Source organism: Pedobacter sp. ASV1-7, assembly GCF_040203335.1.
Taxonomy (GTDB): Bacteria; Bacteroidota; Bacteroidia; order Sphingobacteriales; family Sphingobacteriaceae; genus Pedobacter.
In genome coordinates this window covers 108,388-130,330 of the sequence record NZ_JBEHBV010000006.1, presented here as the reverse complement: position 1 = coordinate 130,330, position 21,943 = coordinate 108,388, and the positions used below count along the sequence as shown (strand labels likewise).

Annotated in this window: 21 protein-coding genes; 10 read left to right on the top strand and 11 right to left on the bottom strand. The window is 37.7% G+C overall.

All coding sequences use genetic code 11. The features are described from left to right. Positions 1–15: 15 nt before the first annotated feature. From ABDJ41_RS15010 to yiaK, 5 genes are all read right to left on the bottom strand, one after another. The gene (locus ABDJ41_RS15010; protein WP_349786883.1) at positions 16–897 is read right to left on the bottom strand and encodes an alpha/beta hydrolase fold domain-containing protein; all 882 of its coding nucleotides are present in this window, start codon (positions 895–897) and stop codon (positions 16–18) included. 36 nt (positions 898–933) lie between these two features. After that, positions 934–1,269, bottom strand: a complete 336-nt coding sequence (locus ABDJ41_RS15005; protein WP_349786882.1) for a cupin domain-containing protein — start codon at positions 1,267–1,269, stop codon at positions 934–936. Between the two features lie 6 nt (positions 1,270–1,275). Next, positions 1,276–3,411 carry a heparinase II/III domain-containing protein gene (locus tag ABDJ41_RS15000; protein WP_349786881.1) on the bottom strand — a complete coding sequence of 712 codons (2,136 nt, stop codon included), beginning with the start codon at positions 3,409–3,411 and terminating at the stop codon, positions 1,276–1,278. Between the two features lie 35 nt (positions 3,412–3,446). Next, complete coding sequence (locus ABDJ41_RS14995) at positions 3,447–4,184, bottom strand: FadR/GntR family transcriptional regulator (protein WP_349786880.1); 738 nt, start codon at positions 4,182–4,184, stop codon at positions 3,447–3,449. Between the two features lie 66 nt (positions 4,185–4,250). Next, positions 4,251–5,234: a 3-dehydro-L-gulonate 2-dehydrogenase gene (yiaK, locus tag ABDJ41_RS14990; protein WP_349786878.1), complete on the bottom strand. Its 984-nt coding sequence runs from the start codon at positions 5,232–5,234 to the stop codon at positions 4,251–4,253. A 107-nt stretch (positions 5,235–5,341) separates the two neighbouring features. On the opposite strand from yiaK, the gene ABDJ41_RS14985 reads away from it, so the two are divergent. Further along, a complete protein-coding gene (locus ABDJ41_RS14985; protein WP_349786877.1) occupies positions 5,342–6,586 on the top strand; it encodes an MFS transporter in 1,245 nt (414 codons plus the stop codon). Here the strand turns inward: ABDJ41_RS14985 and ABDJ41_RS14980 are convergent. Genes ABDJ41_RS14980 through ABDJ41_RS14970 form a run of 3 tightly spaced genes read right to left on the bottom strand, consistent with a single transcriptional unit; the run spans position 6,583 to position 9,301 of the window. Then, the gene (locus ABDJ41_RS14980; protein ID WP_349786875.1) at positions 6,583–7,164 is read right to left on the bottom strand and encodes a LutC/YkgG family protein; all 582 of its coding nucleotides are present in this window, start codon (positions 7,162–7,164) and stop codon (positions 6,583–6,585) included. The two genes, ABDJ41_RS14985 and ABDJ41_RS14980, sit on opposite strands and share 4 nt — an antisense overlap. Further along, on the bottom strand, positions 7,157–8,536 hold the full coding sequence (locus ABDJ41_RS14975; RefSeq protein ID WP_349786874.1) for a lactate utilization protein B: 1,380 nt from the start codon (positions 8,534–8,536) through the stop codon (positions 7,157–7,159). Before ABDJ41_RS14975 ends, ABDJ41_RS14980 begins: the two co-directional genes overlap by 8 nt. A 27-nt stretch (positions 8,537–8,563) precedes the next feature. Continuing rightward, positions 8,564–9,301, bottom strand: coding sequence for a (Fe-S)-binding protein (locus ABDJ41_RS14970; protein WP_349786873.1), 738 nt, complete (start codon positions 9,299–9,301; stop codon positions 8,564–8,566). A 144-nt stretch (positions 9,302–9,445) separates the two neighbouring features. Between ABDJ41_RS14970 and ABDJ41_RS14965 the strand changes: the two genes are divergently transcribed. The 5 genes from ABDJ41_RS14965 (at position 9,446) to ABDJ41_RS14945 (ending at position 14,528) form a co-directional block, all read left to right on the top strand. Further along, positions 9,446–10,489, top strand: a complete 1,044-nt coding sequence (locus ABDJ41_RS14965) for a LacI family DNA-binding transcriptional regulator (protein ID WP_349786872.1) — start codon at positions 9,446–9,448, stop codon at positions 10,487–10,489. Positions 10,490–10,545: 56 nt separating this feature from the next. Then, positions 10,546–11,388, top strand: a complete 843-nt coding sequence (gene kduI / locus ABDJ41_RS14960) for a 5-dehydro-4-deoxy-D-glucuronate isomerase (RefSeq protein WP_349786871.1) — start codon at positions 10,546–10,548, stop codon at positions 11,386–11,388. Positions 11,389–11,425: 37 nt separating this feature from the next. Further along, positions 11,426–12,553 (top strand): BT3233 family polysaccharide utilization protein, encoded by a 1,128-nt coding sequence (locus tag ABDJ41_RS14955; protein ID WP_349786870.1) that lies wholly within the window; start codon positions 11,426–11,428, stop codon positions 12,551–12,553. Between the two features lie 22 nt (positions 12,554–12,575). Continuing rightward, positions 12,576–13,340 (top strand): SDR family NAD(P)-dependent oxidoreductase, encoded by a 765-nt coding sequence (locus ABDJ41_RS14950; protein WP_349787085.1) that lies wholly within the window; start codon positions 12,576–12,578, stop codon positions 13,338–13,340. 78 nt (positions 13,341–13,418) lie between these two features. Further along, a complete protein-coding gene (locus ABDJ41_RS14945; RefSeq protein ID WP_349786869.1) occupies positions 13,419–14,528 on the top strand; it encodes an SGNH/GDSL hydrolase family protein in 1,110 nt (369 codons plus the stop codon). Between the two features lie 94 nt (positions 14,529–14,622). Here ABDJ41_RS14945 and ABDJ41_RS14940 read toward each other — a convergent pair whose 3' ends face one another. Beyond that, entirely contained in the window at positions 14,623–15,492 is an 870-nt protein-coding gene (locus tag ABDJ41_RS14940; RefSeq protein ID WP_349786868.1) for an AraC family transcriptional regulator, read from the bottom strand. Between the two features lie 434 nt (positions 15,493–15,926). On the opposite strand from ABDJ41_RS14940, the gene ABDJ41_RS14935 reads away from it, so the two are divergent. Genes ABDJ41_RS14935 through ABDJ41_RS14920 form a run of 4 tightly spaced genes read left to right on the top strand, consistent with a single transcriptional unit; the run spans position 15,927 to position 19,851 of the window. After that, positions 15,927–16,496, top strand: coding sequence for a UbiX family flavin prenyltransferase (locus ABDJ41_RS14935; RefSeq protein WP_349786867.1), 570 nt, complete (start codon positions 15,927–15,929; stop codon positions 16,494–16,496). A 47-nt stretch (positions 16,497–16,543) separates the two neighbouring features. Continuing rightward, positions 16,544–17,863 carry a tRNA (N(6)-L-threonylcarbamoyladenosine(37)-C(2))-methylthiotransferase MtaB gene (mtaB, locus tag ABDJ41_RS14930; RefSeq protein ID WP_349786866.1) on the top strand — a complete coding sequence of 440 codons (1,320 nt, stop codon included), beginning with the start codon at positions 16,544–16,546 and terminating at the stop codon, positions 17,861–17,863. A 30-nt stretch (positions 17,864–17,893) separates the two neighbouring features. Further along, a complete protein-coding gene (locus tag ABDJ41_RS14925; RefSeq protein WP_349786865.1) occupies positions 17,894–19,048 on the top strand; it encodes a prolipoprotein diacylglyceryl transferase in 1,155 nt (384 codons plus the stop codon). Positions 19,049–19,059: 11 nt separating this feature from the next. Continuing rightward, positions 19,060–19,851 (top strand): inositol monophosphatase family protein, encoded by a 792-nt coding sequence (locus tag ABDJ41_RS14920; protein WP_349786864.1) that lies wholly within the window; start codon positions 19,060–19,062, stop codon positions 19,849–19,851. An 88-nt stretch (positions 19,852–19,939) separates the two neighbouring features. On the opposite strand, the gene ABDJ41_RS14915 is transcribed toward ABDJ41_RS14920, so the two are convergent. Then, a complete protein-coding gene (locus ABDJ41_RS14915) occupies positions 19,940–20,491 on the bottom strand; it encodes a NifU family protein (RefSeq protein WP_349786863.1) in 552 nt (183 codons plus the stop codon). 90 nt (positions 20,492–20,581) lie between these two features. Continuing rightward, positions 20,582–21,928, bottom strand: a complete 1,347-nt coding sequence (gene purB / locus ABDJ41_RS14910) for an adenylosuccinate lyase (protein WP_349786862.1) — start codon at positions 21,926–21,928, stop codon at positions 20,582–20,584. Positions 21,929–21,943 lie beyond the last annotated feature (15 nt).

Sequence of the window (21,943 nt, the reverse complement as noted above, 5' to 3'; positions counted from 1 at the left end):
TTTTTTATGATAGGGTTATAGCCCGAGACCTTTTAAAAAGTCCATAATTTTTGCATTGACCATACGATTGTCTTCCGCTTCAAATTTTCCGTGTTGTCCACCTTTAACAGTAATGAATTCATTTTTTACACCCAGCTCGTCGAGTTTTGCCTTCAGGGCAACAGATTGCTCATATGGTACAATAGGGTCAGCATCACCATGAACAATGAATACCGGTGGACTTGTTTTTTTTACCTGGTACAATGGTGAAACGGACTTCGCAAAATCTTTGTCTTTGGCTTTATCACCAAGCCAGCTGGTAGCAGATTTACTAGTCTTTAATGTGCCATAGCCCCAATCCCATACATCAGTAATCCCATATTTGTCTATAATAGCTGCTACTTTAATGTTTTTTGTTCCTTTACAGTTGGTGTCGAAAATTGGGTTGTTTTCTAACAAACCACCCATTAATGCCAGGTGGCCACCTGCTGAACCGCCCATAATCACAATCTTGTTTGGATCGATGTTTAGCTTTTTTGCATTATTGATCAAATAGATCAGTGCACAACGGGTATCTTCAACAGCAGCTGGAGCAGTTGCTACTCCGGTAAGGCGATAGGCGATGTTGGCAACGGCATAGCCTCTTTTAAAGAAGCCGCTGAATCCTGTTTGTGATTCCTTGTTTCCTTTATTCCAGCCTCCACCATGAATGTTAATCACGACAGGAGAAGGACCATTTTGAGCAGGTGGTAGATATAAGTCTAATTTACCTTCCCAGTCGTTCACTTTTGTATAAACGACATCTATTTGTTCGGTATATCCGGCTGGATAAGTTACTTTTTTTACTGCTGTTGCATCCTGGGCAATAAGGGAAAAATTGGCCATAAGGATCCCGCAAAGTATGAATATCTTCTTCATCTTTTTTAGATTTTAAGGTTTATATTTAAGCTATTTTTAGAGGAAATCTTCCCGATGTGGGGAAAACACATCTATCAGAATTCCCGGTTCAATACATACACAGCCATGCCATACATGAGGCGGAGCATAAAAACCATCTCCTTTTTTGATGATCCTTTTTTCCTCGCCAATGGTCATTTCAAAAACTCCACTTTCTACATAAGTAACCTGCGAATGGTGGTGCTCATGTAAAACCCCTACAGCTTCAGCTTCGAACTTTGCTTTTACAAGCATTATTTTGTCGTCATAGCCATATATCTGTCTTTTAATTCCGTTGCCGAGATCTTGCCAGGGTGTTTCTGCGTCTATTTGAAATAAATTGTTCTGTAACATGACGTATTAATTAAGTTTAATAAAGTTTTCTTTGTTATTATAGTTGATCTGGTAGCTGTATGGTTTACCTTTTACTTTAAATGAAACGGTTACCTGATCTTTGTTGCTGTTTAAAATTTTCAGCTCAGTAATTTTACTGGCAGCTCCAGTTGTGGTTTCACTAACGGGATTCGTTTTACCATGTGTTTCTACAATGTTAAAGAAAGTCTGATTGGCCGATCCTGAAGAAGAAAGCATGAAAGCTTTGCTTTCAATCAGACTCATATCCGGATCGTTAGCCCCAAGCATCAGCATTTTTAAGTTAACAGCATTATCTGTAGTGAAATGGGTGGTGTAAAACCTTTTGTTATTTAAAATAGTCACATATCCCGTTTTGTTTTCTATTGGCATATCAGCATTCAGCCATATGTGTTCATATCCGTTCTTTTCTCCAAGTGGTTTTAACTGACCTTTAAATGCATTTATCTTCACTGAGGCATCAACAATATGCCCCTTATACCAAAAAGGAAGGTCGTACTGGTGCGATTTACCCGACAATACCTGGAACACATCAATGATCAGTGGTTTAGTTAGCTCAGCTACTTTTAGTAAAGCAGAGGTTCTGATCATTTGTACATCAGGATAGGCATTGCGCTCAATGGCACTCATAACCTGAAGATCTTTATCGACTTTAAAGTATAGTACTTCAGGGTAAGAATCCTGTGCAGTTTTAGGGTTTGCCTTGTAGTTTGAAGTCTGGTCTACCACCAACGTATTGTGTGCAATGGTTTGTTTAGCCCAGGATTTATTTTCTGGTAAATAATCTCCTCCTTTTTTCGATTCAATATTGATGAATCTGGCTGATCCATAATCAGGAAATACTTCAACACCGTTGTCATAATACAAAATGTTCAGACGATCAAAATGACCATGCCCCATTCCTTGTGAAGTTGCTTTTAGCAATAGAGCTTGCTGGTCTTCATTGTTGCCAGACCTGAGTATTCCCAAACCACCTTCTTTGCCTGAAGCACCGTCTTTAATTAATTGAGATACATAAGAGAAAGGTTTGGCTTTACCTGCTTGAATGTCAGCGGCAACCTTTAACCCTGCATCGGAAATGATTACTTCGGCTTGTCTTTCGGCAATTGATAATAGTTCTGCTGATGGTTTGATATCAGCATAGGATATATTTACCCCATACACCAGTTCAGGTGTTTCATAAGTTTTTCCTTTTACTGCATCGTTAAATGGGAAAAAGGTGCCGTCTGTATAAGTAAGCTGTAAAGAGGTGTTAATGGCTTTGGCCAATAGCTGATTGCGGTATTCAAATATTTTTAACTCTGGTTGAAAGTTATTAATGGTTTTAGCGAAAATGATGAAAGGTAATAACGCATATCTTTGGTAGTAAGGACCTTCGGTGTAATATCCATCAGGAGAAAATAACTGATCTATTTGGGCCAGGTAACCTGTTTTACCATCTTTTGAAGATCCTTTTATAGCCATTTCTACATATTCAGGTTTATTTAATACGTATCCGGTCATACCTACAGCTGCAATATCCCAGGTGCCATGATTATGGATTTTATCAAAGGTTTCTTTACAGTCTACCGTGAAGAATTTAAGCATAGGCTCGAATAGTCCTGCATTGATTGCCGCTCTGTTTTTTGGAGAGATGGCATCGTAAACCATGTCATAGCCCTGTATGGTATATACCTGCCACACAAAATCATTCAGGCTTTGCCAAAAGATTTTACCTCCCTGGTGATTCTCTTTTCTTTTTGGGTGTAAGGGCCATTTGCTGTAATCTGCAGCATATTTTAATAACATGTTTTCTACATACACAGCATATTTTTTATCACCTGAAATCTGGTACGCAATACCGCAATTCAACATTGTGTTATAATTTTTTTTGTGTTGTTCGTGTGTAGCTCCACCACCTGCATCTTTTGGTGTAGGTACATTTATAGGCTCTAAAAGGGCTTTGTCGGCTTCAGTTTTCACCTTTTTGTATGATTTTTTAAGTATAGGATAGGTTTCGACACCTTTTCTTATTGCTCCAATGTTTTTTTTGGTCAGCATTATGCCCGGATGCTCCTGTGCTATTGTGAGCAGAGGAAATATCAGGCAAAACATGGCCATTACTAACTTTTTTAAGTAGTTCATATGCATTATAAAAGAAATGAGTTATTTGTGCTTAGCTAGTTATCATTAATAATATTTTGTGCGGAAAATCCGGCTTTACTAATTTGAAACATATCGTTGAGGTGAGCCGCCACAGCATTTTCTGCAGCATCAATATCCTGACTTTCAATAGCTGCAAGTATATTTCTATGCTCAGCAATGGCCAGTTTACTACGGTTCTCACCACAAATTTTATTTTCTACAATATTCTTGATCAGATCGGGAATAAGAATGAGGATCATGGATTCAATAACCGAGTTTTTGGATGCCTTTGCAATGGCCATATGAAAAAGCATGTCTTCTTCAACAGCATCAAGGTTATTGTTGGTCTTATTTTCATAATCCATCAGGGCTTCCCTTAGTTTTATCAAGTCATGTTCTGTTCTTCTTTCAGCAGCTAGTTTTACCGCATCCAGTTCCAGGTAGTATCTTGCTTCTAAAAGTGAATTGAAATCGTCTTTATTGAATTTAATAATATCGGTGATGATGTTGTCTAAAACCTTAATGCTTAAGCCGGAAACATAGGTTCCACTTTGAGGGGTAGTTCTGATTAAACCGTAAAATTCAAGTTTTAAAATTGCCTCACGAACAAAACTGCGACCCACCCCAAATTTTTCAGCCAGTAGTCGTTCCGCAGGTAGCTTGTCACCGGGCTGAAGTTGCCCGCTGGTAATAAGATGCTTGAGCTGACCTATAATCTTATCGACCGGAGATTCGACTTCAATTGATTTGATCGTTTCTATAAATGACTTCATATAATATATTTGGTTGACCAATTATTGGTTAACCAAATATATACATTAAAATAAGCAATCCAAATTTTAAATGCTTTTTACTTGCATCCAGATTTCTTCATTTACCGGAATGCCATTTTTTTCATTATCCAGACGTGTTTTTAGGGTTCTTTCTCCGGGATAAGTTATTGGTTTTTCAGGCTCAACTTCTGTACTTTCTTTAGTAAATGCCAGAATTTGTTCGATTAGAGCGCTATGCATATCTGGTTGTTTGATACAAATAAAGCATTGTGATACACCTGTTTCATATTTTTCTGCAGATATTTTCTCTGTGGAGCGGCCACCACTAAGTGCTACAGCCAGTATATCGAGCATTAATGAAAGACCCGAACCTTTCCAGAAACCGATTGGCAGGGCTAGTTTGGTTTTCCTGATTTCTACAGGGTCTGTACTTAAGTTTCCTGCTTCATCATACCCTCCGGGAAATGGCAGCATTTCACCCTTCAGTTCATATTCCTGCATTTTACCATAAGAAAACTGTGACATAGCCATATCAAGTACAACATGTCCTTCTGTACGTGGTACAGCAATGACAAGCGGATTGTTTCCTAAAACAGGAGAAGTTCCACCCCAGGCAGGCATACTACCTACAGCATTGGTAAAACATATCCCAATACATCCTGCTTCAGCTGCTTGCCAGCCATAAGTGCCACCACGCATCCAATGATTCGTATTCCTTATCGCCACACAGCCGATTCCGTTACTTTCTGCTAAAGCTATAGCACGGTTCATTGCATGTGTAGCATTGAACATTCCAGGTGCCAGTTTTCCATCCCAACGCTCTATACTTCCATTGCTTTCTAATAATTCAGGTACTGCTGAAGGGATAACCAGACCTTCGGTTACATGCTTTATAAAAACAGGAAACCTGTTTAAGCCATGAGAGTAAATTCCATCTCTGCTGTTGTCTGCAAAAATTGTTGCACAGGTATGGGCCATTTCAGGACTAAATGATAATTTTAAGAGTACTCTGTTGAATTCTTCCTGAAGCTGCTGATAAGGTATACGCATGATAGGGTGGTTTATTTTCAAATATACGTTGATGAAAAATAAATTGAGCTGGGATGACAGATTTTTATAAAAACAAATATCTTAGTGTAATAATTCTTCAACCCTGAATGACCAAACATATTAAAGAGAAGAGTGCTGCAGCTTACCTGCTTAGTGCTCCTGTAATTGTAGCCGCGCTTGGCTACTTCGTAGATATTTATGACTTGCTTTTATTTGGTATTGTAAGGATACCCAGTTTAACAGAATTAGGGCTGGATGAAGCTGCAGTATCCATAGAAGGAGCCAGTATTTTAAACTGGCAGATGACCGGCTTGTTACTTGGTGGTATTTTGTGGGGAGTGTTAGGCGATAAAAAAGGCCGTCTGTCTGTATTATTTGGTTCAATTATTACTTACTCTCTGGCAAACTTTGCCTGTGGTTTTGTACATGATATAAACATTTATAAAATACTTCGTTTTATTGCTGGTATTGGTTTAGCAGGTGAACTTGGTGCTGGAATTACATTGGTCTCAGAAAGCTTGCCTAAACGGTTAAGGGCAATCGGTACCTCGCTTGTGGCGGGTGTCGGTTTACTTGGTGCTATCGTTGGTTATTTTACTGTTGAACTATTTAGTTGGAGAAACGCATATTTTATAGGCGGTGGTATGGGGATTTTGCTCTTATTTTTAAGAATTGGTGTTTTTGAATCGGGGATGTTCCATACGATGAAAGAAAAAAGTCATGTAGCAAAAGGTAATTTTCTCTCATTCTTTACCAATAGAAAGAGACTGATATTGTATTTAAAGTGTATTGGGATTGGTTTACCGACCTGGTATATAATAGGTGTTCTGGCCACATTTAGTAATGAATTTGGTAAAGCATTAGGGATTAGTGAGGCCATTAAGCCTGGACTCGCAGTTATGTGGTGCTACGTTGGACTTTCTATTGGCGATTTACTAAGTGGTGTGGTCAGTTACTGGCTTGAATCACGTATCCGTACGGTAACTTATATGATGGCTTTTACAGTAGTTGGTGCCCTGATCTATTTATATGCAGGAATAACTACTTCAACGGGGCTTTATGCGATATGCGTTTGGATGGGTTTTGGTATTGGCTACTGGGCTATGTTTGTCACTATTGGAGCTGAACAGTTTGGTACGAATGTAAGGGCAACTGCTGCCACCACTATTCCGAATATGGTGAGGGGAACAGTAGTATTGATGACAACATTATATACTACATTAAAGCCTCATGTTTTTGAATTAAAGGCAGCTGGTATAGTTGGATTGATATGCTTTGGGATAGGTTTCTATTGCATAAGAACAATTCCGGAAACCCATCACAAAGACCTTGATTTTATTGAGGAAGACTAATCGATTACAAAAACGGTCATTCCTTTAGGGCCGTGAGCACCTAAAACCAGAGATTGTTCTATATCGGCTGTTTTAGATGGTCCGGCAATAAAACTACCAAAGCCATAATCAGCAGAACCTATTTTTAAGTAGGCATCATGCATAGTCTGTACAATTTCATTTTTGCTTAGTACTATTGCTAGTTGCTGACAAATAAATGGTACTGCACGTTGATGCATTAAATCTTCAGTAATCCACACTGCTGCATTTTCAGCAACACCAAAATGAGCATTGATTATAGCCAGATCTACATTGGCATAACTATGTGGATCCTGGTTTTTCCAACCTTGTTCCGATAGTTCTTCCAGTTCTGGTAATGTTGATACGATACGCTGACCTGCAAAGTGGGTATTTATATAATCTTTAATAGCATTAAAATCCTTAACTTGTACAAAGTTTCCACCTATATTGGTTAATACGGTTGCAAAAGCCTCAAGTGGATTTGCTGCAGGAAATGCAGTCGAGAGGTCTGCCGGAAGTGGTTGCGCATTGGGCTGATTGGCTAGTACTTTTGCTAATATCTGTTCTCTGCTAGTCATTATTTTTATTCTTTTTATACCATTCACCAAATGATTCTTTAGGTACTGCAGGCATTTCGCGCTGCTGATACCATAAATTAAGTTTGTTATTTACTGTAAAGGGTGCGTGTTTCATAAACCAACGTCCTGCTTTTCCTGCATTCTTGTAAACAAAAGGACTGGATAAGGTAAATTCCATTGCTTTCATTGCCAGTTTCTTTTTAGGATTAGCATAGCCTTCTTTTACAATTACCTGTCGCCATTTGTACAGCTGTTCATGTATGTTAATCTTAACCGGACACACATTACTGCAAGATCCGCATAGGGTAGAAGCAAAAGGTAAATCTGCATATTCCCTCATGTCGAGATTGGGTGCTAGTATAGAGCCGATAGGGCCGGCTACTGCGGTATGGTAACTATGACCGCCACTTCTGCGGTAAACCGGACAGGTGTTCATACATGCAGCACAGCGGATACATTTCAAAGAGTTTCTGAAGTCAGGGCGACTCAATTGAGTTGTACGTCCATTGTCGACCAATACAATGTGCATTTCCTGTCCGGGCCTTGGCTTTTTAAAATGGCTGGAATAGGTGGTAATGGGTTGCCCCGTAGCGCTTCTGGTTAGCAGTCTTAGAAATACACCCAGGTTCTTTCGCTTAGGGATAATTTTTTCAATGCCCATACAGGCAATATGGACATCAGCAAGGTGTGCGCCCATATCTGCATTTCCTTCATTGGTACAAACTACAAATTCACCGGTTTCTGCAACTGCAAAGTTGACACCTGTGATGGCTGCTCTGCGTGTTAAAAAGGTTTCCCTTAGATGTTCACGAGCAGCGGCAGTTAGAAATTGAGGGTCGGCCATTCCTTCCGGTGTACCCAGATGTTCATGGAACAGTTCACCAATTTCTTCTTTCTTTTTATGGATGCAAGGTAATACGATATGACTTGGTGGTTCTTTGGCCAACTGTACAATACGTTCGCCCAGGTCAGTATCAACTACATCAATTCCATTTTTATGTAGATATTCATTCAGGTGACATTCTTCAGTAAGCATTGATTTACTTTTGATGAGCCGGCCTATTTTATGTTTTTGTAATATTGAATGAACAATCTGGTTATGTTCGGCCGCATCAGCTGCCCAATGTACCGTAACTCCATTATTCGTTGCATGAGTTTCAAATTCAACCAGATAGTTGTGAAGATCAGACAGTACATTGTTTTTGATTTGTGAAGCAGTTTCCCTTAGTGTTTCCCATTCCGGGATACTATGGGCTGCTTTATCACGCTTAGCACGCACAAACCATAAAGTTTCGTCATGCCAGTCTACCCTTGCTTCATCTTTATTAAATACATCTGATAATGCTGCGTGATCTTTTCTTTCTGTACTCATTTTCTTTATTGCTGTACTTCTCTTTAATTACAATTCTGCATTTAATATTTCTGCAATATGCAGCACTTTTACATCACTGTTTTGACGACGAAGAATGCCTTCCATATGCATCAAACAAGACATGTCGGAAGCTGTTATATACTCTGCACCATGATTGATATGATCTGCTACACGATCTTTACCCATTTTTACAGAAACAGCTTCTTCTGCAACACAGAATGTTCCTCCAAAGCCACAACATTCATCTTTTCTGCTCAACTCAACCAATTCAAGTCCTTCAACCATTTTTAGTAATTGCAACGGTTTAGAATAGGGTTTATCAACAAGTTCTGTCATTTGAGCAAGCATCAAACCTCTTTGTCCGTGACAACTCTGGTGCATACCTACTTTATGAGGAAAGCGCGCTTCCAGTTTTTCAACTTTAAGTACATCTGTCAGAAACTCTGTTAATTCATATACTTTTTTCCGGATGCTTAAAGCTTTGTCTTCGGCTGTTGAAGAATGCAAGTGATCCTTTATATGTAATACACAACTTCCCGACGGGGAAACGATATAATCAAATTCCTCAAAATTGTCGATAAATAAATCATTGCATCCCTGTGTCAGATGTTCAAAGCCGGAGTTGGCCATGGGTTGTCCACAACAGGTTTGGTTGACAGGATATTTTACTGTTATGCCAAGTTTGCTTAATAAATTTAAAGTTGCAATGGCGGCATTTGGATAAAATTGGTCGATATAGCAAGGTATAAAAAGGCCTACGGTCATTTGTATAGGGTTTGGGCTTTAAATATAGTATTTTTATGTAATCACACTGTCCTGTGCCATCATAGCATTGTCGGTAAAATGCTATTTTATGAAAACGTTTTCATATCAATAAAAAAAGTGGTAGCTTGCAAATATTTACGTTATATGGCTACTGCTAAAAAGACATATCAAAATACAATCCTGGATATTGCAGAGGCATTAAAGCTTTCACCTGCAACCATTTCAAGGGCATTAAATAATCATCCTTATGTTAAAGAAAAGACAAGGAGGGATGTTATGGAAATGGCTCAGAAACTAGGGTATCGCAGAAACCTTATGGCTTCTGGATTAAGGAGTAATAAAACCAATACTGTGGGTTTAATTATTCCCAGAGTTTCTATGTTTTTTCATGCTGAAGTTATCACCACAATTCAAAATGATTTGCATAAACATGGTTTTAGTCTGATCATTTGTCAGTCTAATGATTCTGTAAGTATGGAACGTGAGCTTACAGAAACTTTATTCGCTTCTCGTGTTGATGCTTTAATTGCTGCTTGTAGTTTACAGACAATAGATTTTAGTCATTTCGATAAGTTTGTAGAAAATAATACGCCAGTTATTTTTTATGATCGCGTTCCTGTTGACGGGTATAAAGCAACCTTAATCAAAGGAGAGGATTTTAAAGGTGCTTACCTGGCTACTAAACACCTGATTGATGCAGGGTGTAAACGAATTGCTCATATTTCTGGTCCTTTAACCTCTAATCTTTATCAGGATCGTGAAGCAGGCTTTTTAAAAGCAATGGAGGAACATGGTTTACCTGTCCAAAAAGAATGGATTTTTCATCATGAACTGACACATGAAAATGCAAAGAAAGCCATGCAGGCATTGTTTAAAAAACATATAGTGCCTGATGGCTTGTTCGCTAATAATGATACTAGTGCTATAGCAGCAATTGAATATGCTAAGGAAAATAATATTGCTGTTCCTGGTGGATTGAGTATCGCAGGTTATTCTAATGACCCGCGGACTGCTATTATTACGCCATCTGTGACTTCAGTTGAACAGTTTCCTAACCTGGTGGGTAAACGTATTGTTGAAACGCTGACAGAGTTATTGAAAAATGAGGATGGAGGACAAATGTATAAAACTGATCCTGTCATCATTCCTGTAGAGTTGATTGCCAGAGCATCAACTGCTACATATTAATTATTAAATACATTACATCCTTTTTGGATGATTGAACAAATATAAAATACAAAACAATGAAAACATCTTTTGAAAGCCGCTATGCAGTTAGTCCGGGTGAAGCAAAGCAATTTGATACTGCTGCTTTACGCAAGAATTTTTTAATGGAAAGCTTATTTGAGGCTGATGCTGTTAAGCTTACTTTATCTCATTTCGACCGCTATATAACTGGAGGTGTAATGCCGGTAAATGAGGCTGTAGAATTGTCTAACCCTGAAAATCTTAAAGCAGCTTATTTTCTGGAAAGAAGAGAGCTGGGTATTATAAACGTTGGCGCAAAAGGTAAAATTGTGGCTGATGGTGTAACTTATGAGCTTGAATTTAAAGAGGCTTTATACCTTGGTAAAGGAACACAATCTGTAAGCTTTGCTTCGGATGATAAAAATAACCCTGCAAAATTCTATATCAATTCTGCACCTGCACATCATACTTACCCTAGCAAAAAGGTTTCAAGAGCTGATGCAGAAGTTGTTGAACTTGGATCTCCTGAAACAGCAAATCATCGTGTGATCAATAAGCTGATTGTAAACAGTGTATTACCTACCTGTCAGTTACAAATGGGTATGACGGAATTAAAAAGCGGAAGTGTCTGGAACACAATGCCGGCTCATACGCACGATAGAAGGATGGAAGTATATTTTTATTTTGAAGTGCCGGCTGGACAAAGTGTTTGTCACTTTATGGGCGAACCTCAGGAAACCAGACATATCTGGATGCAAAATGAACAAGCTGTAATTTCACCTAACTGGTCTATCCACTCTGGTGCAGGAACTAGTAACTATACTTTTATCTGGGGTATGGCTGGTGAAAACCTTGATTATGGTGATATGGATCACTGCGCAATTAATGATTTAAAATAGTCGGTACGGCCGACTATTGAACCCAAAATGTAAATAGATGAAAAGATTAGTAGGTTTTTTATTGTTGTTCTCTGGTTTATACAGTCCCTTAATGGCACAAACCAAAGCAACATTAACAATTAATAATCCATCGGCAATGGAGCGTGCAAATGCTGTTGTTGCTGTTAGCTGGAATAACATCACCGCCAGATATCCTAAAATCGATACTGCGAATTTTAAGGTGATCAATGTGCTAACCAAAAAGGAAGTCCCTTTTCAGTTAGAGCGCCGTGGACAAGCCTCTGTACAGAATCTATTGGTACAGGTAAGTGTTAAAGCGAAAGGTAATGTTCAGTTATCTGTTGTTCCGGGTAAACCGGCACCGATAGTTAAAAAAACTTATGGCCGTTATGTGCCGGAACGTTTTGATGATTTTGCATGGGAAAATGATAAAGTAGCTTTCCGTATGTACGGAAAAGCACTGGAAGCAAGAAAGGATAATGCATATGGCATTGATGTCTGGGTAAAAAGGACAACCAACTTAATCATTAATAAATGGTATAAAATAAATGATTACCATCGTGATAATGGAGATGGAATGGATTATTATAGTGTTGGTTTAACACTAGGTGCTGGTGATATAGCTCCAATTGTTAAAGACTCTATTGTTTTCCCTTTAAATTATCATTATTGGAAAGTATTGGATAATGGTCCATTGCGTACAACGTTCGAGTTGGGATATGATGCATGGAACGTTGCAGGGAAGTCAGTTAAGGTAACGAAAACCATCTCTCTGGATGCAGGATCACATATGAATAAGATTGAGGCTGCTTATACTTATGATGGAGATGTATTGCCTCTTGCAGTGGGTATAGTAAAAAGGAAAGAGGCAGGAACCATTTTAATGGATGAAAAGCAAGGGATTATGGGGTACTGGGAGCCTCAGCATGGTGAAGATGGCATTACTGGAGTGGCGACTATTGTTACAGATGAAAAGTTAAGCATGGGTACAGATAAGTCACACTTGCTAACTCGTACTGCATCAAACAACAAAAAGCCTGTAGTTTATTATAATGGCTCTGCTTGGAGTAAGGCTAATGAAATAACAACTGCACAGGCATGGTTTAATTATCTGAATAGCTTTAAAAAACAATTGGAACAACCTTTAAAGGTTAGTGTACAATAAAAATAAAATATAGAAAATGGCAATACTTGATTTATTCAATTTAAAAGGGAAAGTAGCTTTAGTTACCGGTTGTAAACGTGGTATTGGTAAAGCAATGGCAGAAGCTTTAGCTGAGGCGGGTGCTGATATTATTGGAGTGTCTGCAAATCTTGAACTGAGCGGAAGTGCAGTAGAAAATACAGTAAAGGCCTTTGGAAGAAAATTCTATGCTTATCAATGTAATTTTAGTGATCGTGATTCTTTAAAATCATTTTGTGAGAAAGTTAAAGAAGATCATCCGGTAATTGACATTTTGGTAAACAATGCTGGTACAATTCTTAGGAAACCAATTGCAGAGCATCCAGATGAGTTTTGGGATGAAGTTGTGGCTGTAAATCAAACTGCTCCTTTTATTCTGACCAGAGAAATTGGTCGCGATATGGTAAACAGGGGAAGTGGTAAGATTATTTTTACAGCTTCATTGCTAACATTCCAGGGTGGAATTACTGTTCCTGGTTATGCAGCAAGTAAAGGTGCAATTGGCCAGCTAACAAAAGCATTTGCTAATGAATGGGCATCAAAAGGTGTAAATGTTAACGCAATTGCCCCTGGTTATATTTCAACTGATAATACTACTGCTTTAAGAGCAGATGAAGATCGTAGTCGTTCTATTATGGAACGTATTCCAGCTGGCAGATGGGGTGAGGCTGAAGATTTTAAAGGACCAATTGTATTCCTTGCTTCTGAGGCATCAAGTTATATGCACGGTACTGTGATGACCGTTGATGGTGGATGGATGGGCAGATAAGCTTAAACATTTAAATATCATTAAAAGCAGACTTTAGTAAAGTCTGCTTTTTTTATATATTCGAAAAAAACTAACCACATGAAACAATCTTTATTATTAAGTTTTACTTTATTATTCTGTGCGAATGTTACCATTGCTCAGCAGAAAACCGTCTATAAAACATGGAACCCGGAGAAAGACAAAGAAAGTGTAGTAGGAGGACAGGGGTGGCATAGCGGAATACAGAATTTCTATGACCGACTACCTTCAAAAGCTGAAGGTACTGTGCGTAAACCTGTATGGAATTTATCTAAAAACAGTGCGGGATTAAATATCCGTTTTAAATCGGATGCTCCGGAAATTGTTGTGAAATATCAGGTGGCAGGACCGCTTCAGATGTTTCATATGCCTTCAACCGGAGTGAGTGGAGTTGATTTATATGCAAAAGATGGAAATGGAAAATATGCCTGGGCTGCTGGGAATTACGTTTTTGGCGACACAATTGTATGTCGTTTTAGAAGCATAGGAGCTTCGGGGATTAATGATCGTGAATATACATTGTACTTGCCTTTGTATAATACTGTAAAATGGATGGAAATAAGTGTGCCTGAGAAAAATACTTTTGCACCTTTACCAGTTGTTAAAAAGAAACCTATAGTTGTGTATGGTACATCGATAGCACAGGGGGCTTGTGCAAGCAGACCTGGCTTAGCATGGACAAATATGTTAAGCAGAAAGTTAGATCAGCCAATTATAAACCTTGCGTTTTCTGGCAATGGTCGCCTCGAGAAAGAAGTTTATGAATTATTACCAGAAATTGATGCGAGTTTGTATATACTCGACTGTTTACCAAATTTAACATCGGCAAAAGATTTTAATAATGAGGAGATTGTAAAAAGAGTTTTGGCTACTGTTACGTATTTGCAGGCAAAAAGACCAGGTGTACCTATTTTGTTAACGGAGCATGATGGTTATACAGATGATGGCTTATATCCCGCTCGTAAAAGTAGTTACGAACGTGTAAATGTTGCATTAAACACTGCGCTTTCAAAGCTAAAAGAAGCTGGTGTAAAACAGATTTATCACCTTACAAAAGCTGAGATTAATCAGGACATCGAAAGCATGGTAGATGGTACACATCCAAATGATATTGGTATGTTGCATTATGCAGAGGCATATGAAAAAGCTGTTAAGAAAATTTTAAAATAAAGCCAGTTCTACTGGTTTATCCAGCAATACCGCAATAGCGTAAGGTCTTTATCCAGATGCGATTGCGGTATGTTAACTTATTTGGTTTAACGGGTTATTTACGAAGGAAAGACTTTTGATAGGACAGAGGGCTTTGACCAGTTATGATTTTAAAGTGTTTGTGAAAACTGGCAAAGTTATGAAAGCCACTTTCATAGCAGATCTGTTTTACATTTAAACTATCCTCAATCAGAAGTTTACAAGCATGGCCTACTCGTATTTCACTAATAAATTGAGTATACGTTTTCCTGGTCCTGGTTTTAAAATATCGACAAAAGGAATTGGGACTGATATTGGCGACAGCGGCCATTTCCTCCATTTGTATTTTTCTTTTAAAATGAGTTAAAGAGTAATTATAAATAGCATTAATCCTGTCGTTTTCAGAATCCTCAAAGTTGTTATGAAACCCCATAGAGGATAATTGTTTTTCTTTCGCACTGCTTTCAATTTCAAGTAAAGCTTCCATCAGCAATATGATTCTCTGTGAACCTGAAGCGACCAGAATGAGCTCCATAATTGAGGCAATATTTTTTCTATTCGTATCTGAAATCTGAATACCACGCTGGGCTTTTTCTAAAGTCTGTTTAATTCCTTTATTCTCAGGAAGAGATAAGAAATGGTTGCCCCAAAAGTTTTCACAAAAATGAATGACAATAACATCCGCATGATCAGTTTCTCCTTCATTAAAATAGTTGTCATCAAACTTCCAATAATGTGGTAAATGAGCACCTACCAACACTATGTCGCCAGAGCTAAATCTTTTAATACTATCGCCAATAAATTGCGTTCCGCTTCCTTTTTTAAAATAAATCAATTCTACCTCTTCATGATAATGCCATCTGTTATTGATATAAGGGACATTGTCCCTTCTGGCACTGAATGAATTAACAAGATTATTAGAAACTTTTAGCAACTGAGGTTTCATGTGTTCAATTTTATTTCTTTAGCAAGAAGGAAGTCTTTTGATAATTATTTTAACCATGACCACCTCGTAATATCTTAACTCATATTATGAAGATTGAATATATTAAAAATACTTTATATATACATATTTGATGCTGTTTTTGTAATATATTATGCCAATATTGTTTAATTATTTGGCTGTAATATAATTTTTTTGAGATGAAGGATGTTGTGAAAAACTATTAGTTTTTGGATCAACTTTCGTTATTTGATTGTGTGATTATACTAAAAGGCAAATGAGTAGAAAAAAATATGTTTAAACTTTTATTTATTAAAAAAGATTAGTTACATTTGGGCTTACCCTTTCGAGGGTATGTTTTTCATAGGTAGATGTAGGGTCGAAATTAATTTTTCGACCCTTTTTTGTTCAACAGGCTTCCGTATCTTTGCTCTGTTATGGGGAAGAAAAAAAAAGTGATTGTTGCTGTTACCGGGGCCAGTGGGTCTGTTTATGCTAAGTTGTTGCTAGATAGTTTGTTGAAGCTTTCCGGCCAGATTGAAAATGTTGGTGTGGTAATGTCTGACAATGCAAAGGAAGTATGGCGCTTTGAATTAGGTAATGAAGATTATGATAAATATCCTTTTGCTTTTTATCCCAAAATGGATTTTAATGCCCCCTTTGCTTCTGGCTCTGCAAAATATGACACGATGATTATTATTCCCTGCTCTATGGGAACGCTGGGAAGGATTGCTCATGGTATCTCAAATGATCTCATTTCAAGAGCTGCGGATGTTGTGCTTAAAGAACGTAGAAAATTAATTGCTGTAGTGAGAGATACGCCTTTTAGCCTTATTCATATCAATAACATGAAGATTGTGACCGAAGCAGGAGGAATTATTTGTCCGGCTAATCCTTCATTTTACAGCTTGCCGAAATCAATAGAAGAGGTAGCGCAGACCGTTGTAAGCAGGGTAATAGACCTGGCAGGGTTGGAGCAGGATAGTTACCGCTGGAATGAGGAATAAATCACCAAAAACCTTACCTTTGCAGACTTATTAGAATGTCTGGTTAAATGAAGAAAGTTGCATTTTATACATTAGGTTGTAAGTTGAATTTCTCTGAAACATCAACAATAGGCCGTTTATTTACTGATGCAGGTTATGCTGTTGTAGATTTTACAGACGGAGCGGATGTATATGTAATCAATACCTGTTCTGTTACAGAACATGCAGATAAAAAATGCCGTAAGGTTGTGAAAGAAGCATTGAAATATTCGCCACAAGCTTACGTTACAATTGTAGGGTGTTATGCACAGCTTAAACCTACAGAAATTGCAGAGATTGAAGGCGTAGACATGGTGTTGGGAGCTGCAGAGAAATTTAGGATTGTTGAATTTATATCTGATCTTACCAAACAACCCAAGGCAGTTGTTCATCAGCAAAATATAGAAAAAGTAAATCATAATTTTATTGCAGCTTATTCAATTGGCGACCGTACCCGTACTTTTTTAAAAGTACAGGATGGCTGTGATTATCCTTGTACTTATTGTACCATTCCTTTAGCTCGTGGTGGCAGTAGGAGTGATACAATAGAGAACGTGGTTAACCGTGCGAAGCAAATTGCTGAAAGTGGGGTGAAAGAAATTGTATTGACAGGTGTGAATCTAGGCGATTTTGGAATCCGTAATGGACAAAGAGAAGATAAGTTTTTTGACCTTGTAAAAGCACTGGATGAAGTTGAGGGAATTGAAAGAATCAGGATCTCTTCAATAGAACCAAATCTTTTAAGCAATGAAATTATAGAGTTTGTTGCTGGTTCAAAAAGATTTGTTCCTCATTTTCATATTCCATTGCAATCGGGTTCCAATAAAATCCTTGGACTGATGAAAAGACGTTACCAAAGAGAGCTGTATGTAGAACGAGTAGCCAAAATTAAGGCAGTAATGCCAAACTGCTGCATTGGGGTTGATGTTATTGTTGGATTTCCTGGTGAAACACATGAAGACTTTTTAGATACTTACCAGTTTTTAAATGAATTAGATATTTCATATTTACACGTATTCACTTATTCTGAAAGGGAACAAACTGAAGCTGCTGAGATGAAAGGACGTGTTGCAGGAAGCACTCGTTCTGATCGTAGTAAAATGCTTCATATTTTATCAGATAAGAAGCGAAGAGCTTTTTATCAGTCGCAACTTGATACAGTTGGTGAAGTTCTTTTTGAGGATGACCAGAAGAACGGCTTTATGCATGGATTTACAAAGAACTATGTTAAAGTAAAAGCAAAATACGATCCTGTAATGGTGAATGAAATAAAAACCGTAAAACTAGTTGAACTGACTGCAGATGGTGAGGTAGAAGTTGCCGAAACACAAGAAGTATTAGCCCATTAATCCTATATTCGCATAAAACCTTTTTAATTTATGTTTCCTACCGTATCTCATTTTATAGAATACCTTTTCGGAATACAGATTCCGCTTCCATTTAATACGTTTGGTGTTTTTGTAGCATTAGCATTTATTGCTGGTTACTGGGCTTTTTCCAAAGAGTTTAAAAGAAAAGAAGCACTTGGGATCCTTCATCCGGTAAAGAAAAAGGTTACCATTGGTAAACCTGCAAGTACCATTGAATTAGCTTCTAATGCCATTTTTGGTTTCCTTATTGGTTATAAACTGGTTTATGCGCTTTTGAATTATAAACTTTTTGTAGCCGATGCGCAGGTTGTATTATTATCTACTCAGGGAAGTGTTCTTGGTGGTTTGTTTTTTGCAGGTCTGTTTGCTTATTGGGATTATCAGGAGAAAAACAAGGTTAAACTGGATAAACCTAAAACTGTTGAAGTAACTCAACATCCGCACGAACTGATGGGGAACTTGATTGTATGGGCTGCAGTTTGGGGCTTTTTGGGTGCTAAAATATTCGACAATCTGGAACATTGGGATACTTTTGTTGCGGATCCGATAGCTGGCTTACTTTCATTTAGTGGCTTAACTTTTTACGGTGGTTTGATCTGTGGAGGTGCTGCGGTATTGTATATCGCTCGTAAGAATGGTATTAAGCCATTACATATGTTAGATATTGGTGGGCCGGGTATGATGCTTGCATATAGTGTCGGACGGATAGGTTGTCATATGTCGGGCGATGGAGATTGGGGTATTACAAATCTGAACCCTAAACCTTTTTCATGGTTGCCAGACTGGTTATGGGCTTATAAATATCCTAATAACGTAGCTAACGAGGGTATTCCAATTCCAGGATGTGTTGGTAAATTCTGTAATGAACTGGCTCAGCCGGCTTATCCAACACCACTTTACGAAGTGATTGTATGTTTCGTTCTTTTCCTGATTTTATGGAAAATCCGTGACCGCATTAAATTACCTGGGATGATGTTTGGAATTTACCTGATGATGAACGGTGTAGAACGTTTCTTTATTGAATTGATCAGAGTAAATACAAAATATAACGTTTCTGGAATACAATTTACACAAGCCGAACTGATTTCATGTCTGATGTTCTTGTCTGGCTTGCTTCTTGTGCTCTATTCTATAAGAAATAAGGAAAAATTAGCCAATTATTAAACCTGCTGGATTTGAATTACGAAATATTGTGTTCCAAGGTTGTGGCAATTGCGCGACTTACAGGTAATTTTATTAGAAAAGAGTCGATGAACTTTGATGCTGATGCTATAGAGTTCAAAGGACTGAATGATCTGGTTTCTTATGTAGATAAGTCTGCAGAGAAACAATTGGTTAGAAACCTTTCCAAAATTCTCCCTTTAGCGGGATTTACGACCGAAGAAAAGACTATAAACCGTACGGGGAAAGTTTATAACTGGATCATTGATCCTCTTGATGGTACAACCAATTTTATTCATGGGGTGCCTACTTATTCTATAAGCATCGCTTTGTATGAAGAGAACCAGCCTGTAATTGGTGTAGTTTATGAAATCAACAGAGGAGAGATGTTTTATACATTTAAAGGAGGAACTGCTTTTCTTAATAATAAGCCTATTAGTGTCTCAAAGAGAACTGAGCTTGCTGATTGTTTGTTGGCTACAGGCTTCCCTTATTATGATTTTGATAAACAAGCTGAATACATAAAACTGTTTACAGAAATGATGCGCAGGTGTCGTGGTTTAAGAAGAATTGGTTCTGCAGCTGTAGATTTAGCCTATGTGGCATGTGGACGCTTTGATGCTTTTTTTGAGTATAATCTTAATGCCTGGGATGTTGCTGCAGGTGCTTATCTTGTACAGCAGGCTGGTGGACAAATTATGAACTTTAGTGGTGGCGAGGAGTTCATCGAAAAGAGGGAGATTTTAGCAACAAATGGTGGGATTTCTGAGGAGATCCTGGTATTAATGAATGATTACTTCAAATAATATTTAGAGAAATATCTTTAATAAAAGAGAGGGGCTATTCAATTACGAATAGCCCCTCTCTTTTATATTTTGAATTAGTGAATAGTATTTATAATGCTTCAGATATTACTTCTTTAACTTCCGGAACCATACGTTGCAATAAGTTCTGTATACCAGATTTTAAAGTGATGGTAGAAGAAGGGCAGCCGCTACAAGAACCTCTAAGCTCTACGGTAACCACACCTTCATCAAAAGATTTATAGCTAATTGCTCCACCATCCTGTTCAACCGCAGGGCGAACGTAATCGTGCAGAATTTGCTGTATCTTAATCTCCAGGTCTGTTCCTTCAAAAACAGGAGCCTCATCAGAAGTATCTTCTTTAATTTTATATTCAGATTCTACAGCACCTTTAACGAACTCCTTTAAAATCGGTTCGATATCCGGCCATTCCGCATCTTCAGTTTTAGTAATCGTAACGAAGTTACTGGCAAAGAATACACCGTTAACAAAGTTGAACTTAAACAGTTCCTTAGCAAACGGAGAATGCTCAGCACTTTCTTTAGTTGCGAAATCTTCACTGCCATTGATCAATAATTTATTGACCATGAATTTCATTGTAGCAGGGTTTGGTGTTTGTTCTGTATATACGTTGATAGTCATTGTCTTAATATTTTATACAAAAATAGATAATTCATTGCTGCAATTGCAGGGCCAGGTGTCTGTTTTAGGTCATTATATAGGATAACCTGCTTAAAATACTCCTGTATAGTTGAAAGGAGTAATCTGCTTTAACTCTGCTTTTAACTGATCACTTACATTTAAGCCATCAATAAAATTGGCCATTGTAATCGCTGTAATCTGTTGATTTGTTCTTGTCAGGTCCTTCAATGCCTCATAGGGGTTAGGATAAGCTTCTCTTCTCAATACGGTTTGAATAGCTTCTGCAACTACAGCCCAATTGTTTTCAAGGTCTGCAGCTATGGCATCATTATTTAATAATATTTTATTTAAACCTTTTAAAGTTGATGAAATGGCAATTATAGTATGAGCCATTGGAACACCTACATTTCTAAGTACAGTTGAATCTGTCAGATCTCTCTGTAAGCGGGAAATTGGAAGTTTTGAGGCAAAGAATTCAAACAAAGCATTAGCAATTCCAGCATTACCTTCTGCATTTTCAAAGTCGATAGGATTAACTTTATGTGGCATAGCAGATGAACCTACTTCGCCCTCTTTAATTCTTTGTTTGAAATAGTTTTTAGAAATGTAAGCCCAGATATCTCTGTCAAGGTCAATAATGATATTGTTGATTCGTTTCAATGCATCGCATTGTGCAGCAAATTGATCATAATGTTCAATCTGAGTGGTGTGTTGTGCACGTGTTAATCCTAAAGCCTCATTTACAAAACGATTAGAGAATTGTACCCAATCAATATTAGGATAAGCAATGTGGTGTGCATTGAAATTTCCTGTAGCACCACCAAATTTAGCACTGTTAGGGATGTTTTTTAAATTGTTTAGCTGGATTTCCAGGCGTTCTGCAAATACAAGAAACTCTTTACCCAATTTGGTAGGAGAGGCCGGTTGTCCATGTGTATGTGCTAATAGTGGCACTTCTTTCCATTCATTTGCCAGATCCTTTATTTTGCTGATTAACTCAGTGATATTGGGATAATAAACTTCGTTAAGCGCTAACTTAAAAGTGAAAGGTATAGCAGTATTGTTAATATCCTGAGAAGTTAAGCCGAAATGAATAAATTCTTTATAGTTTTCCAATCCAAGATTATCGAATTGCTTTTTTATAAAATACTCAACTGCCTTAACATCGTGGTTCGTTACTTTTTCAGTGTCTTTAACTTCCTGAGCATGCAGATCATTAAATTGCTCATGAATCAATCGTAATTTCGGGTAGTTTGCTTTGTCAAACTGTTCCAATCCGGGTATACCTGCTTCACATAGTGAAATGAAGTATTCAATCTCTACATAGACTCTGTATTTGATTAAAGCATATTCTGAAAAATACTTAGAAAGATTCTGTGTCGTATTTCTATAACGGCCATCAACTGGAGATATGGCTTGAAGTGAAGATAAATTCATGAATGTAACGATTTT